General features: G+C 37.1%; 15 protein-coding genes. 6 read left to right on the forward strand and 9 right to left on the reverse strand.

Annotated elements, in window-relative coordinates; translation table 11 throughout:
• Positions 1-145: 145 nt before the first annotated feature.
• Together VH441_RS06510 and VH441_RS06515 are read right to left on the reverse strand one after the other, a co-directional pair.
• Positions 146-721 carry an isochorismatase family protein gene (locus VH441_RS06510; RefSeq protein ID WP_434352846.1) on the reverse strand — a complete coding sequence of 192 codons (576 nt, stop codon included), beginning with the start codon at positions 719-721 and terminating at the stop codon, positions 146-148.
• Between the two features lie 91 nt (positions 722-812).
• On the reverse strand, positions 813-1,622 hold the full coding sequence (locus VH441_RS06515; RefSeq protein ID WP_434352847.1) for an enoyl-CoA hydratase: 810 nt from the start codon (positions 1,620-1,622) through the stop codon (positions 813-815).
• Positions 1,623-1,881: 259 nt separating this feature from the next.
• On the opposite strand from VH441_RS06515, the gene VH441_RS06520 reads away from it, so the two are divergent.
• Positions 1,882-4,128, forward strand: coding sequence for a restriction endonuclease (locus VH441_RS06520; protein ID WP_434352848.1), 2,247 nt, complete (start codon positions 1,882-1,884; stop codon positions 4,126-4,128).
• Between the two features lie 66 nt (positions 4,129-4,194).
• Here the strand turns inward: VH441_RS06520 and fadA are convergent, their stop codons facing one another.
• Positions 4,195-5,367: an acetyl-CoA C-acyltransferase FadA gene (gene fadA, locus VH441_RS06525; protein WP_434352849.1), complete on the reverse strand. Its 1,173-nt coding sequence runs from the start codon at positions 5,365-5,367 to the stop codon at positions 4,195-4,197.
• A gap of 139 nt (positions 5,368-5,506) precedes the next feature.
• Complete coding sequence (gene fadB, locus VH441_RS06530) at positions 5,507-7,666, reverse strand: fatty acid oxidation complex subunit alpha FadB (RefSeq protein ID WP_434352850.1); 2,160 nt, start codon at positions 7,664-7,666, stop codon at positions 5,507-5,509.
• Between the two features lie 365 nt (positions 7,667-8,031).
• On the opposite strand from fadB, the gene VH441_RS06535 reads away from it, so the two are divergent.
• Positions 8,032-8,967 (forward strand): polyprenyl synthetase family protein, encoded by a 936-nt coding sequence (locus VH441_RS06535; protein ID WP_434352851.1) that lies wholly within the window; start codon positions 8,032-8,034, stop codon positions 8,965-8,967.
• Positions 8,968-9,140: 173 nt separating this feature from the next.
• Positions 9,141-9,485: a carboxymuconolactone decarboxylase family protein gene (locus VH441_RS06540; RefSeq protein ID WP_434352852.1), complete on the forward strand. Its 345-nt coding sequence runs from the start codon at positions 9,141-9,143 to the stop codon at positions 9,483-9,485.
• Between the two features lie 126 nt (positions 9,486-9,611).
• Here VH441_RS06540 and VH441_RS06545 read toward each other — a convergent pair whose 3' ends face one another.
• The 5 genes from VH441_RS06545 to VH441_RS06565 all read right to left on the reverse strand — a co-directional run bounded on the left by VH441_RS06545 (position 9,612) and on the right by VH441_RS06565 (position 12,525).
• Entirely contained in the window at positions 9,612-10,238 is a 627-nt protein-coding gene (locus tag VH441_RS06545) for a superoxide dismutase (RefSeq protein WP_434352853.1), read from the reverse strand.
• A gap of 239 nt (positions 10,239-10,477) precedes the next feature.
• Positions 10,478-10,747 (reverse strand): S24/S26 family peptidase, encoded by a 270-nt coding sequence (locus VH441_RS06550; protein WP_434352854.1) that lies wholly within the window; start codon positions 10,745-10,747, stop codon positions 10,478-10,480.
• A gap of 48 nt (positions 10,748-10,795) precedes the next feature.
• Positions 10,796-11,272, reverse strand: coding sequence for a superoxide dismutase, Ni (sodN, locus tag VH441_RS06555; protein ID WP_434352855.1), 477 nt, complete (start codon positions 11,270-11,272; stop codon positions 10,796-10,798).
• Positions 11,273-11,319: 47 nt separating this feature from the next.
• Complete coding sequence (locus VH441_RS06560; protein ID WP_434352856.1) at positions 11,320-11,511, reverse strand: hypothetical protein; 192 nt, start codon at positions 11,509-11,511, stop codon at positions 11,320-11,322.
• Positions 11,512-11,958: 447 nt separating this feature from the next.
• The gene (locus VH441_RS06565; protein WP_434352857.1) at positions 11,959-12,525 is read right to left on the reverse strand and encodes an NADPH-dependent FMN reductase; all 567 of its coding nucleotides are present in this window, start codon (positions 12,523-12,525) and stop codon (positions 11,959-11,961) included.
• A 221-nt stretch (positions 12,526-12,746) separates the two neighbouring features.
• Between VH441_RS06565 and rdgB the strand changes: the two genes are divergently transcribed.
• The 3 genes from rdgB (at position 12,747) to clpP (ending at position 15,946) form a co-directional block, all read left to right on the forward strand.
• A complete protein-coding gene (gene rdgB, locus VH441_RS06570) occupies positions 12,747-13,394 on the forward strand; it encodes an RdgB/HAM1 family non-canonical purine NTP pyrophosphatase (protein WP_434352858.1) in 648 nt (215 codons plus the stop codon).
• A 295-nt stretch (positions 13,395-13,689) separates the two neighbouring features.
• On the forward strand, positions 13,690-15,033 hold the full coding sequence (gene tig, locus VH441_RS06575) for a trigger factor (RefSeq protein ID WP_434352859.1): 1,344 nt from the start codon (positions 13,690-13,692) through the stop codon (positions 15,031-15,033).
• A 280-nt stretch (positions 15,034-15,313) separates the two neighbouring features.
• Entirely contained in the window at positions 15,314-15,946 is a 633-nt protein-coding gene (clpP, locus tag VH441_RS06580; protein WP_434354375.1) for an ATP-dependent Clp endopeptidase proteolytic subunit ClpP, read from the forward strand.
• The last annotated feature ends 17 nt before the right edge of the window (positions 15,947-15,963 follow it).

Below are 15,963 nucleotides of genomic sequence, written 5' to 3' on the forward strand. Positions count from 1 at the left end.
CCTCAAATTTAAATTTTGAGGCATTTTTAATACACACTCTCACCATCTCATCGTTGAAAATAAAAATTTCTAAGTGCCTCTACACTTCTCACTTATCTAAATTATTAACCTTTTATTCAAAAAACCAACGACACCTTTGCCAAGGTTAAGTGACAAGTTTACTAATTGACTTAAATGCTTCATGCTTACTGGTTTTGCACATCTCAAACAAGATCCCTTCAACTGTGGTGATAACTGCCCCAGCATGCCTCATACGTTCAATAGCCACTTGCTTATCAAACTCATTACGCGAGCTTACCGCATCAGCAATTAAAATCGGTTGCATACCATTATCTAGCAAATCTAAAGCCGTTTGTTGCACACAAACATGCGCTTCAATACCACAAAGTATCACATTATTTCGGTTTTGTTTAGCAACATGATTCCATGATACGTCACAATCACAAACGCTAAATGTTTGTTTTTCAAAAACCCGTTGATTCACCTCGGTGAGTACATCGTTAATAGTGCTTACCGTTTTACCCAGCCCTTGAGGATATTGCTCATTTAGCATGACGGGTATGCCCAGCAGCTGCAACCCTTGGGCTAAAATTGCAATTTTTTGGCAGGTTTTATCCATTTGGTGAATGTGCGGTACAAACTTTTCTTGCACATCAATAATCATTGCTTGCGTGTTCTCTTGCAACAAACGGTTTGGCTTATTGGTGTTTATGGTTGGCATGACTTTCTCCTTGTTTTATTTGGCTACATCCTTTATTTTTTTATATTTGGCACTGCTACTAAACCTTGTATAAATGTGGTTAAGTTAATCGCTAACACCCCTTCCAAACAGGATGGCGCTTTTCAATAAAAGCATCTATCCCTTCTGCCACATCTTCTGTCATCATATTGCAAGTCATAACCTCACTGGCATAATCATAGGCTGCTGGCAACGGCATTTCTAACTGCTTATAAAACATTTGCTTACCCATTCTTACGGCAACGGATGACTTATTCATGATGGTGTCAATCAAATCCTGCAATTTATCGTCTAACAACTCATGGCTGGCAACTCGATTTATCAGCCCCTGCTCCAGGGCAGTATTAGCATCTATAAACTCGCCTGTTATCAACATCTCAAATGCTTGCTTACGCGCCATGTTGCGGCTAACTGCCACCGCAGGGGTAGAGCAAAACAACCCAACATTAATGCCAGAAGTTGCAAACTTAGCCACATCAGAGGCAATGGCTAAGTCGCAAGTTGCCACAAGTTGACAACCGGCAGCTGTTGCAATGCCCTGCACCTTTGCAATAACAATTTGAGGCATTTGGTTAATGGTTAACATCATATGCCCACATTGTTCAAACAACTTTTTTTGAAATGCTCTATCAGTATTTGCCCGCATTTCTTTTAAGTTATGCCCTGCACAAAACGCCCTGCCATTTGCTTGCAATACAACCACATGGACGCTTGTGTCACTGGCAATGTTATCTAGCTCGGCTTGCAAAGCAGATAACATATCAACCGATAATGCATTAAATTGTTTGGGGCGGTTTAAGGTGAGTGTGGTAACAATATTACCATTTTGGTAGCTTTTATCTTCTCGAATTACAAAAGCATCATTTAAAGAGTGATTTGTCATACGTTATCCTTAACGATATGTTTACTAACTTTTAGTGTCATCTATTTTATAAAAAAACTATCATCCTAATAGTTTATCCCAGTTACTGTTGATAATATATCACAGACTTTAAATAGATAGATATTGATTAATAAAGAAGAGGCTAGTTAACTTTAACATACCTTAATTTGTGCTAAAGTTAACTAGCCCCCCACCATTTATATTAATATAGATGTTTTGTATCATCAATTTTACTATTCATTGAAGTTAAAGCCATACCATGACCAATTACAATTTTCAAAACTTACTCTCTCCGCATGAATTTGAGGTTCTAACTAGAGATTTACTACAAAAGCATTTGAATGTTGGGCTTATCGAATCATTTACCGATGGTGCTGATTGCGGTATTGATTTACGTCATATTTCTGATAACAACAATCAAACTATTATTCAATGTAAACGCTACAAGAATTATTCTAGTTTAAAAAGCAATCTAAAAACAGAAGTAGTAAAGGTTAAAAAAATAAACCCTTCACGCTATATTTTAGTTACCTCAGTTGGCTTAACACCAGAAAACAAAATTAAAATTATTGAATTATTTCAACCATACATTAAAACTACAGAAGATATTTCAGGTAGAAATGACTTAAACAACCTCCTTTCCCAGTATAAGGATATTGAACGTCAACACTTTAAACTGTGGTTAGCTAGTACCAATGTGCTAGAAACTATACTCCATCGTGATATTGTGAATGATAGTGAGTTTTTCCTAGAAGCTATACAAGATAAAGTTAAATTTTATGTGCAAAATGACAGTTTTCCCGAAGCCAGTCAGTTATTAAAAAATGAAAAATACGTTATTATTTCAGGTATTCCTGGTATTGGTAAAACCACTTTAGCTGAAATGTTAATTCTTGATTTATTAGCTCAAGACTTTCAGTTTGTATATTTATCTAATATCAAAAATGCTGCCAAATTCTTTGATAAAGATAAAAAGCAAATATTTTTATATGATGACTTTCTAGGAAGCAACTTTTTAGAAGATTCCTTAGACAAAAAAGAAGATGACCTAATCATCAAGTTCATTGAAAAAATTCAAAAAACTGATAATAAATATCTAATTTTCACCACAAGAGAATATATTTTACAACAGGCACAACAAAAATTTGAAAAGTTAGATAGAGAAGATTTTGTAAAATGTATCATCGATTTATCAAAATATACAAAAAAAGTAAAAGCTGAAATTTTCTATAATCACCTGTTTTTTAATTATGTACCTTGGGAATTTGTTCAAGAAATTATGAATCAAGAACTACTTTTCCCAATCATCGAACATCAGAATTATAATCCACGAATTATAGAAACTTTTACTAAACAGAAAATATGGGATAAATGCGACAAAGAAGATTTTCCAAGGCAAATAATTCAACTATTTAATAATCCTGTTGCTGTATGGGAACATGCCTTTGAAAATAATATTACTAATGAATCACGCGTGGTAATGTATGTATTTTTGATAAATAATTTAAACACCTCTTATCATGAACTGTTTGAAGTTGTTATGAGTTTTTCTGAGAAGTTTTCCAATAAATATAATGTGACATTTAATGATGTACAATTCAAAAAAACAATTAAAGAATTAGAAAATACGTTTATCAAAACTTATAAATCAAATGAAAAGCGAATTATTGGTTTTCAGAATCCATCTATTCAGGATTTTTTAGTTCATTATGTTGATAAACAAGAGTCTTTAAAAGAAGATTTGATTAACAATACAATGGATTTAAGTTTACTATTAGGAGCATTCGCTAGAAAAATTGATAATAATAAACGCAAACTAACATTAAACAGCCATTTATCAAACCTTTTATCTGACAAAATTATTTTAGATTTTGATAAATTGAGATGCTCTAAATCAAGACTCAGTTTCCTTGTTGTTCCAAAAACAGAAGCTGATTTTATTTTAGAAAAATTGAACTTCATAGCTCTACATCGTAAATTACTGGATTCAGAAAAATTAGAAAATATGTGTATAGAAAAAATGTACCCATTTATAAAGAACCCTGATAAAAGTAAATATCAAACCTCAATATACTTTGATTCTATTAATTTATATTTCGATTATTTGGAATATGACTTCAAGTTATTATTAGATGAATGTATTTATATGGTTGAAGACTATGAAGTTCTAATTCAATTCTCTGATTTTAGAAACATTGACTCAACTGTTTATGATGAGGTCGTTGATAAAAATGAAGATTTATTCAATGATATTGTTTCAGATATAATTGATGATATATACCAAAGTTCTGATGACATTAACTATGATGAGTCAATTAATTTTCTTCAAGAAATTACAGATACATTCAATATCTGTACTTATCATGAAAGAGAAAGACTTATAGAAAGATATGAAAGGAGCTATGATGAGCTAGATGATAAGTATAGCCCTTCTCAACCTAACTCATCTTTGAGTGAAGCTAATGAAAACCATCAAATCATGAGCATGTTTCAGTCATACAAATAACAAAAAAACGCCCCTTTTGCAAGAGGCGTTTTTTATTGGGTTTATTTCATTCAATTCGATAATGAATTAAATACGTTCAATAACCGTAGCAATACCTTGACCCAAACCAATACACATAGTCGCTAAACCAATTTGCGTATCTTGTTGTTCCATTGCATTTAGTAGCGTGGTAGTAATACGTGCGCCAGAACAGCCTAATGGGTGACCAAGAGCAATCGCACCACCATTAATGTTGATGATGTCTTGCTTGTCATAAATGTTTAAGCCTTTAAGTACAGACAAACCTTGAGCCGCAAATGCTTCGTTTAGCTCGATGGTTTGCATGTCGTCAAGGCTCATGCCAGCACGCTTAAGTGCTTTTTGTGTCGCAGGTACAGGACCATAACCCATGATAGCCGCGTCACAACCAGCAACTGCCATACCACGGATACGTGCACGTGGTTTTAGACCAAGTGCCTTCGCTTTTGCTGCACTCATTACAAGCATTGCAGAAGCACCATCTGATAGTGCTGATGAAGTACCAGCAGTTACAGAACCACCTTTAGGATCAAATACAGGACGAAGACCAGCAAATGCTTCTAAGTTAGCGTCTGGACGAATCACTTCATCAACAGTACAAAGCTGTAGGTTGCCATCTTTGTCATGACCTTCTACACCAATGATTTCGTTAGCAAAACGACCTTCTTGAGTTGCTTCCCATGCACGGCGGTGTGATTCAACACCAAATGCGTCTTGTTCTTCACGACTAATACCATTCATACGACCTAGCATTTCAGCAGTCAAACCCATCATGTTAGAAGCTTTTGCGTAGTGCTTAGACGCTGCTGGGTTTAAATCGATACCATGCATCATGCCAACATGACCCATGTGCTCAACACCACCGATGATAAATACATCACCTTGGTTAGTCATAATTTGTGCTGCAGCTGTATGCAATGCTTGCATAGAAGAGCCACACAAACGGTTAACTGTTTGACCACCAGCCGTTTTAGGGATATCTGCAAGTAAACCAATGTTACGACCAATGTTCATACCTTGTTCTAACGTTTGGTTAACACAGCCCCAAATAACATCTTCAACTTCATTAACGTCAAAGTCATTACGTTTAACTAATGCTTTTACAAGCTCTGCTGATAAGTTATCCGCACGTACATTGCGGAACATACCATTTTTTGTTTTACCCATTGCGGTACGTACGCCATCAACGATGACCACGTCTTTTGGAGATAATGCTGTCATAATTTATTCCTTAAATTCGTTATTATGTTGTTAGGTTTTCCTGCTAACTCTAAAGATATCTCAGGGTTAGCAGGTGATTCCCGTCAAGGTTCGACAAACCATATGCGGAAGATCTCAAACCTCATATTGTCATCGTTAATTAAGCTGTTGGGTAGAATGTTTCGCCAGCAGCTGCCATATCACGGATTTTTTGTGGTGCTTCATAAGCTTTACCTAGGTGTGCATATTTTTCACACAGTGCTAAGTAATTAGCCACACCAACTTGGTCGATGTAACGGCATGGACCACCACGGAACGGTGGGAAGCCAACACCCATAATCATTGCCATGTCTGCTTCTGCAGGTGTAGAAACAATGTTATCTTCTAAACAACGAACCGTTTCATTACAGAAAGCTAGCATCATACGTTCAACAATCGCTTCGTCTGTAAACTCTTGCTTGTTGCTGTCTTGGATTGACGCTAAGATGCCATAAGTCGCTTCATCAACCAATTTCTTAGGCTTACCTCTGCGGTCTAGCTCATATTTGTAGAAACCAACGCCGTTCTTTTGACCCAAACGCTCGTTTTCAAATAATTGCTGGATAGCACCTTTGTAGTCAGGCTTCATACGGTCTGGGAAACCTTCTGCCATTACTGCAGAACCATGAACACCCGTATCTAAACCAACCACGTCGATTAGATAAGCAGGACCCATTGGCCAACCAAATTTAGACATTACTTTATCAACATGAACAAAGTCAGCACCTTGTTTTAGCAATAGGTCAAATGCACCAAAGTATGGGAACAACACACGGTTTACCAAGAAGCCTGGGCAGTCATTAACAACCACTGGCACTTTACCCATACGTTCAGCTAATGCAACAGTTGTTGCTACCGCTTCTTCACTCGACTTTTCACCACGGATAACTTCAACCAATGGCATACGGTGAACTGGGTTAAAGAAGTGCATACCTACAAAGTTTTCTGGACGCTCTAGCACTTCTGCTAAATGCGTAATAGAAATTGTAGAGGTGTTAGATGCCAAAATAGCGTCTTCTTTCACCAAACCTTCTACTTCTTTAAGTACGGCATGTTTAACTTTAGGGTTCTCAACAACCGCTTCAATCACGATGTCTGTTTCGCCAAAGTCACCGTAGTTAAGTGTAGGACGGATACGACCAAGGGTTTGACCCATTTTAGCCGCGTCAATTTTTTTACGTTTAACTTGTTTAGCAAGTAGTTTAGTCGCTTCGCCCATACCAAGATCAAGTTGCTCAGACTTAATGTCTTTCATGATGATTGGCAAGCCTCTGCTCGCTGACTGATAAGCAATACCGCCACCCATGATACCAGCACCCAATACAGCCGCTTCGTCAATACCATGTGCTTTGGCACTGTGTACTTTCGCAAGTTTTTTAACCGTTTGGTCATTTAAGAACAAGCCTACCAAAGCTTCTGCCTGTGGTGTTTTGGCTGCTTTTGCAAAGTTAGTTGCTTCTACTTCTAGTGCTGCATCACGCTTTAATGGTGCATGTTTTTCGATTGCACCAACTGCTAACGCCACTGCTGGGTACTGTTTTGGATTTGCCTTAGAAAAAATCATGCCTTTTGCACTATTAAATGCCATGGCTTGTTCAAGCTGATTTAATTTAACAGGCTCAAGTTTTTCTTGACGTTTTGCTTGCCAATCTAGCTCGCCAGCAATACATTTTTTAACAACGTTAATTGCTGAAGCTTCTAGCTCATCAGTTGCAACAACAGAATCAACCAAACCAACTTTTAAAGCTGCCGCTGGTTTTTGAGGTTTACCCGTTGCAATTAACTCTAATGCATTATCAATACCAACAACGCGTGGCGTACGTACACTACCACCAAAACCAGGGAAGATACCTAGCTGAGTTTCTGGCAAACCAATTTGAGCCTTATCACCCATAACACGGTATTCACACACTAATGTCATTTCACAACCGCCACCAAGTGCTGCACCATTAATAGCTGCCACTTTAGGGAATGGAAGGTCTTCAAAGCGATTAAATACGCTATTGATTTTTAAAACCCACTCTTTAATGGTGTCTTCTGGTTGTTTAAAGTTTGCAACAAACTCAGTAATATCTGCACCAGCAATAAATACTTTTTTGCCACTGGTTACAACCAACCCTTTAACATCAGCGGCTTGTTCTAGTGCCGCAACGGCTTCGCCAAACTGCTTGTTTGTTTCTAAATCAAATTTGTTAACGCTTTCATCTTGTGCGTCGAAGTGCATTTTTGCGATACCGTCTTCTAGCATTGAAACGCTAATGCGGTTTCCTTGATAAATCATCGTAATCTCCTTGTGTAAGATTGATTTTCTTATGATGGTGCAAATGGTAATTTCAGAAATTTAGGACAAAATACTGACTTAAAGCTTCCCTATCTCCGTTATTCACAACGTTCCTAGTTTAGGAGATTTTACACTGGCTGTCATCTCTAATTATCGCTCGCCTTCTGACTTAGTGGTCATACTTTCTTGATTACTAAGTTAAAAAATACCCAACCTAAAATCAACTGGTTTAAAGTTTCACTCTAATAATTAATGATGACAACTAAATGACTTTGTAAAATTAAGCGCATATTTAAAGGTTTAACCATGCGATATGTTGGTTATCATGCTAAAATTACTTTATTTTTATATCATTTTAAACCCATATGCCAAGCTCAACTTTTAGTCAATTCCACCAGTCAAGCATTCAACAATTATCTGCCGATATTGATAGTCTTTTTGCTACTATCTGTTTGCCATCACCCTTAAAAGATGCCTGCCAATACGCCATGACAAATGGTGGCAAAAGAGTCCGCCCTTTATTAGTTGCCAGTAGCTTTACCAGCATTTTATCTGATACAAACATGGATACATTAAGCCTATCGGGTATGGTTCGCAGAGCGATGATGGCAGTTGAACTTTTGCACGCCTACTCACTGGTGCATGATGACTTACCTTGCATGGACGATGACGCTTTGCGACGTGGTCGCCCCACTTGCCACATTGCTTTTGATGAAGCAACCGCCATGTTAACTGGAGATGTGTTACAAACATTAGCATTTGAAGTGCTAAACGCGGATTTAGCAAACTTTAACCCACCCCTGCCTGCTGCAAAACAAGACATTGCTACAAAACTATTGACTATCTTTGCGCCACGTGCCAGACGCATGGTAGCTGGGCAAATGTTGGATTTAAATGGCGAATCAAAAACCCTAAGTCAAACACAGTTGCAAGCGATACATGAAGATAAAACCGGCGCATTAATCGAAGCTTCTGTTTTAATGGGGGCAATTTGTGCTAATGCGTCTAACCAGCAACTAACAGACTTACAAAGTTTTGCCCAAAATCTGGGGCTTGCGTTTCAAGTACAAGATGATATTTTGGATGTAACCGCCGATACCAAACAGCTTGGAAAACCCTCAGGTAGTGATGAAAAGCTCAATAAATCAACCTATGTCAAACTAATGGGCGTTGAAAAGGCTCAAGACTATGCCAAATCATTATTTGAACAAAGTAAAACCTATCTTAGTTCTTTAGATAACACAGCAGATACCAATCAACTACATAACCTAGCCGATTGGTTATGGCAAAGACAACATTAATTAACTCCTCTTTGTTTAATTAACCTCCCTTTCTTCATCGCCGTATCCTATGATACGGCTTTTTTATCATATTTAAGGTAATAAAGAACTAAGATAGTAATGAACGCTACTTGAAACAATATATTTATTTATATATTATATTCTTATTAATATTGATAACTTTAAGGAAGTGCATGATGGCAAAATCATATACCGACATTACTAAAAATACTGCTGCAAATATGGCAAAACTTCGCAATAATATACCCGAAACACTACAAGGCTTTAGTAATATGGCTGCTGCGGCAACACAAGACGGAGTGTTAGATAAAAAAACCAAAGAGTTTATCGCACTTGCCATTGCCGTATCACAACGCTGCGATGCCTGTATCGGTTTTCATATAAAAGCTTTAATTAGACTCGGCGCAACCGAAGAAGAGGTTTCAGAAATATTAGGTATGTGTGTATATATGGGTGGTGGACCTGCATATATGTATGCAGCAGATGCACTGGGTGCGTTTCACGAATTTAGTAAGTAGCATGAGTAACAGTGCCTTATAAAGACTATCCCTATACAATACTCTCTTCACACACATCAAATGCCATAAAAAAACGGGTTGGTAATGAACCACCCGTTTTTTACTACAGTTTACAGCTTGTTTGGCTTACTTTTCAATACCAGCAGCTTGACCATTGAACTTAGCATTTGCATAGTCCCAGTTCACTAGCTTGTCTAAAAAAGTATCAACATAGTTTGGGCGAGCGTTACGATAATCAACATAGTAAGCATGCTCCCATACGTCACAAGTTAATACCGCAACTTTGCCATGTGCAAGAGGTGTATCTGCATTCGCAGTTTTGATGATAGAAAGCTTGCCGCCTACTTCATCTGCAACTAACCAAGCCCAGCCAGAACCAAACTGAGTTAAAGCTGCATTTTTAAATTCTTCACGGAAGTTTTCAAAACTGCCAAAATCTTCAGCAATTTTAGCTTGTAAGTCACCCGTTGCTTCGCCACCGCCATTTGGTGTCATGCAATTCCAATAAAAGGTGTGGTTCCAAACTTGAGCAGCTTGGTTAAACATACCTTGTTTGCTGTCATCTTTTGCGGTTGCTAGGATGATGTCTTCAAGACCTTTGTCTTCAAAACCTGAACCAGGTAACAGCTCATTTAGCTTAGTAACATAAGCATTGTGGTGTTTACCGTGGTGATAGTCTAAGGTTTCAGCACTAATGTGAGGTGCTAGTGCATCTTTTGCATAAGGTAATTCTGGTAGCGTAAATTTTGACATAATAGATTCCTTGCTTACTTATCAGTTGGCTGGGAGTATGGTCTAACGACCTTTTAATATGAGAGCTTATTATGTCATAACTATTAAAGTGGTTACATTATTTTTATGAAAGATAACGATTAGTTTTTTTTATTAAAGCGTATTTGTGCTTTTATAAATTTTTTTTATATTCTCAAAATTAATGCGCCAGTTTGCATCAAAATAGAATTTAGGCATTACAAATTACTAAAAATTTAGTGTTATTTTTTTGCTGGTTTTATCTGGTAAATCACTTTGCCAATTACCTGTGATTTATCCAATTCGCCCATTTGCTCTGGTGTAATGCTATTAGGGTTATCGCCTTCTAGCCTCATTTTTTGTGGTAATTGTGCATTATTTATTGTTTTAATTCTTTTAATCATTTTTCCATAGTCATGATGATTAACTAAAACCACATCCCCCACCTTCAATGTTTGCCAAGGAAAACGAATTGCCACAACAAAAGCATTAGGCAAAAAATTAGGGAACATGCTTTGCCCCCTAATTTTAAAAATTTTAATCTTTACCATCAGTAAACATTAACCTAATTTAGGATAAACTGTTTCTACTGCTGGTGGATAAGGACAAACGGCACGATAAGTTTCTACACCTTTTGAATCCCAAAAAGTTTCTGCAAACTTGTTAACTAGCTCAACCAGTTTTTCTGCATTTGCCACACTTAAGCTTTGCTTACAAGCAGAACCAGCAAGCATAATGTTATGTGCTTGTTCATGGATGTCTGAATATTTAGTAAGCAAATCACCTTTAAAATAATCACCCCAAATAATGCGAATCTCGTGCTTAACCTTTTCAGCATGCACTTCTTTTTCGCTAACTAAACGAGAAAATTTAGCATGGTCTTCTTTATCCTCGCCCAATTCGTCAACCTGCTTACAAAAACGTAGTACGCTTAATGCATAAATTTGTGCTGGGGTGGTGTCATAAATACCACATGGCACATCACAATGAGCCGAAACAGTTTCTACATCAAATTTGTTTAATAGTTGGTGTAACATAATGAACTCCCTGTTATTTTAAAAAATTATTTGGTTAAATACTAAAATTACTTAGAGATTTTTTTAAACGCTTGATAAGCTGCCAAGCCTAAAATTGCTAAACCAGCAACCACGCTACCATAAAAAATCACATGATATAGCATAGAAGCATTAGCTGAATGATCATGCCCTGGGTGTGCTAGCGCTGATACACTGGCGACGGTAGTTGATGCGACAACGGCAAATTTAGAAGTTTTCATGATTGTTCCCTATCGTTAGTTTATCTGTTTATTATTGCAAATATCACTTTTAAAATGGCTAATCTTGTATCATAAACTTGACTAGCTAACTAGGATTTTAAAGTATACAGGTAAAAATTCAAGTATTTATCTTGCTTATTCAAAAAAAGTATAATAAAAAATAGTTTTCTAATATATTAATTTTACTAGGGTTTTTAAATCATTAAACTTTCTTTCTATCATAAAAAATACAGTTTTAAGCTATTTATCTATAACATTTCCTAAACCAACAACATCCGCTCTATATCTATAAATAGAGGCAACAGCAATACGCCACACAACAGTCAAAAAAGGTGTATGAGCAAGTAACAATTACTAAATACGCAAAGTGAAATTGCTGAACTGTAGAATTAATTTAATCAACACAAGTTAGGCTTTCAGGTTATTACCTCATAATTAATAAAATAGTTATGAGTGCTTTTCAACAACCGCTACAAAAGCGTTGATATACTTTTGTAAAAATTCGCGAGTATTCTCAACATTCATGTTGCCTTCTTCATCAAATAAAGTTGGAGAATTGCCCAAAAACACCTCTGGCTGAGCCACAAATGGCATATCAAAATATGACAGTGCTAAACGTAAGTTTTTTTGAGAGCTGTATCCACCCATTTTACCAACCGAGTGACTAATAATACCCGCTGGCTTATTCTTCCATGCAACATCATCATTTGGTTTTGAACAAATATCAACTGCATTTTTTAAACAAGCAGGAATCGTGCGGTTGTTTTCTGGTGTCACAAAAAGTATGCCATCAGATGCTTTTATGACTTCACGAAACTCAACATAAGCGTTGGGAAGAGTCAACTCAGTTTCATTTGGATCATCATAATCAAAATTGTATAGTGGGAGATGACCAATCTCAACAATGTTAACCTCATACCCTTCTGGGAACATTGCCATTACATTCTTAGCAGTTTTGCGAGCAAATGAGCCACGGCGCAGGCTGCCGATTAATACACTGATTTTCTTTGACATAAATAGGTTCATCCTTTATTAATGATTATTGAAATGTTGAGAGCAAATCAATTGATATTGTAAATCGTTCTCATTATTTTGTACAGATGAGTTTTCTACTTAATGTATTATGCTAATATGTATTGCGTACATAAAAACAACCTACAAATTTATTAACCTTTTTTTAGATTCAATTGTTATAAAATAATAAATATAAAAACAGGTATAAAGGAAGCATCGTCATGACAACCAAGCAGACCCATCACCAACAAAAGATGGTTATCGCCAGTAACAATCAAGGTAAACTTGCTGAACTACAAGATTTATTTAATCAACATGAATTAGGCTTTCAGCTTATTCCACAAGCACAATTAGATATTGAAGACGCCATTGAAGACGGTTTAAGTTTTGTAGAAAACGCCATTATTAAGGCAAGACATGCCAGCCGTATTAGTGGATTGCCTGCCATTGCCGACGACTCAGGGTTGTGTGTGCCTGCACTTGGCAATGCACCTGGCATATATTCTGCCCGTTATGCAGGGGTGGAAGACAAAAAAACACGCGATGCAGCAAATAATGCCAAGCTCATTGAAGCGTTAGCGCCAATACGTGCACAGCAACCCGATACTAAAATAATTGGGCAGTTTGTGTGTGTACTGGTTATGGTAAGCCATGCAGACGACCCACTACCAATAATTGCTCAAGGTATTTGGCAAGGAGAGATACTACCAACCCCACTGGGCGAAAATGGCTTTGGTTATGACCCACTTTTTTGGGTACCAACCCTTGAAAAAGCCAGTGCACAACTAAGTAAAGACGAAAAATCAGAAATTAGCCACCGTGGTATTGCCAGCCGTGAGCTTATCGCTAAAATTAAGCAGGCATTGTAAAGTTAATGACTTATTATTGATGGGTCTAATCGATAGTTATGAAGTGCATACTCAATAACTATCATACTGATTTTAGTCCCATCAGGTAAAAAATATCATTTTGTATGCTAAATATATGATTTATGAAATATAATTCACTTGCACACTTTTATTAAATTTGTACTTTAGTTATCAAATACAGTATAATTTTGTACTTTTAAAATTTTATACAGAACTTTTAAATAAGTTCCCCCTATTTTTATCGTTAGCCCAGCGTTGTGCAGGGCTAAGTTTTTTAAGCTGAAGGTATTAACAAATGGCTACAAACTTACAAGTAACCTCAGAAAAAATTTCTGATCAAGAAACCCAACTAACGGTTAAAGTTCCTGTTGAACAAATCCAAAATAAAGTTGAAGCACGCATCCGCCAAACGGCAAAAACGGCAAAAATTGATGGCTTCCGTAAAGGCAAAGTACCCATGTCGCACATCCGTGCTCAGTATGGTGCAGGTATCCAACAAGAAGTTATTAACGACCAAATCCGTGACACCGTTTTTGAAGCAATTAAGCAAGAAGACATCCGCGCTGTTGGCATGCCAAACATTGATGACGTAAAACTAGAAGATGACTTCTTAGTTTACCAAGCTACTGTAGAGATCTTCCCAGAAGTTGAAGTGCAAGGCTTAGGCGACCTAAAAATCGAACGTCAAACATCAACCGTTGATGACAAAGAAGTTGATAAAATGATTAAGAGCTTGCAAGAGCAACGCCTAACTTACAAAGAAAAGAAAGGCATGCTAAAGAAAAAAGACCAAGCAATCTTTGACTTTGAAGGCACAGTTGATGGTGAAAAATTTGAAGGCGGCGCAGCAGAAGACTTTGAACTAGTGATGGGCAGCAACCGCTTTATCCCAGGTTTTGAAGACGGCATGTTAGACATGAAAGCAGGCGAAGAGCGTGTTATTGATGTAACCTTCCCTGAAGACTATCAAGCAGAAAACCTAAAAGGTAAAGATGCCCAATTTAAAGTAAACCTTAAAATGGTTAAAAAACCAGTTTTACCAGAGCTTAACGAAGAGTTTTTTGAGCTGTTTGGTGTTAAAGAAGGTGGCCTAGAGCAGTTGAAAGCTGACGTAAGAAAAAACATGGAACGTGAAATCAAAAATGCATCACGTAACCAAGTTAAACAAGCCGCTTTTGATGCCCTACTAGAAAAAAATGAATTTGATGTACCAAAAGCAATGGTTGAGCAAGAAGTTGACCGCCAACGTAACCAAATGCTACAACGCTTTGCTTCTCAGTTTGGTGGCGATGCAAGCCAGTTTGATGCTTCTATGTTCCCTAACGAGATGTTTGAAGAACAAGCAACTCGCGCGGCACGTTTGGGTGTCATCGTTGCTAGCCTAATTGATGCTAACAACATTAAGGTTGACCAAGAGCGTGTTGAAGCATTTATTAACGAATCTGCTGAAAACTACGAAGACCCAACCGAAGTTATCGAATACTTTAAAAATGACGAACAACAACGTGCAGGTATTGAGTCAGTTGTATTAGAAGACCAAGTTGTTGACTTTATTTTAGAACAAGGCAAAGTTACAGATAAAGAAGTAAAATACACAGACCTTATCGCTGCACAACAACAGCAACAAATGATGATGTAATTTATTTCTGTTTGCCCCAAAAGTTGGCTCATCAAGCAACTAAGGGGTAAACAATTTTTAAAATGCCCTAACACTAAGTTGGGGCATTTTATTTTGTTAAAAACCAATACTTTTTTATCGCTTAATCACTATATTATTTCTTGGTTACGCATTGATAATTGCAAGTTACTCCCTCATTAACTACAATTGACTTATCTTTTATATTATAAATAATGTTAACAAAGGAAAACCCATGACAGATTTTGACCGTATTATCAAAAACCCACATTTTGATACTTTAATGACAGCCCACCAAGATGTTGTCAATCATCAAACTCAAAACGCACTTGTGCCTATGGTTGTCGAGCAATCTGCCCGTGGTGAGCGCTCATTTGATATCTTTTCTCGCTTACTGCGTGAGCGTGTGATTTTTTTAACTGGGCAAGTAGAAGACAACATGTCAAATCTGATTGTTGCTCAAATGCTGTTTTTAGAGGCAGAAAACCCAGATAAAGACATCCACCTATATATTAATTCACCAGGTGGTGTGGTAACAAGTGGCATGGCAATGTACGACACCATGAACTTTATTAAACCGGATGTATCCACTATTTGTATTGGTCAAGCTTGCTCAATGGGTTCATTCCTGCTTTCTGCTGGTGCAAAAGGCAAACGCTATGCCTTACCAAACTCACGCATCATGATTCACCAACCTTTAGGTGGTTTCCGTGGTCAGGCATCAGACATCGAGATTCATGCAAAAGAAATCATTGAACTTAAAGCCAAGTTAAACCGCTTACTTGCCGAGCACTCAGACCAACCATTTGAAAAGCTGGTTGAAGATACTGACCGTGATAACTTTATGAGTGCAGACGAAGCAAAAGAATATGGTTTAATTGATGAGGTTATTAAGCGTCGCCCTACTGGCGAATAATTAAAGGTTGATTGAAA

This window comes from Psychrobacter sp. HD31 (assembly GCF_051097895.1).
Classification (GTDB): domain Bacteria; phylum Pseudomonadota; class Gammaproteobacteria; order Pseudomonadales; family Moraxellaceae; genus Psychrobacter.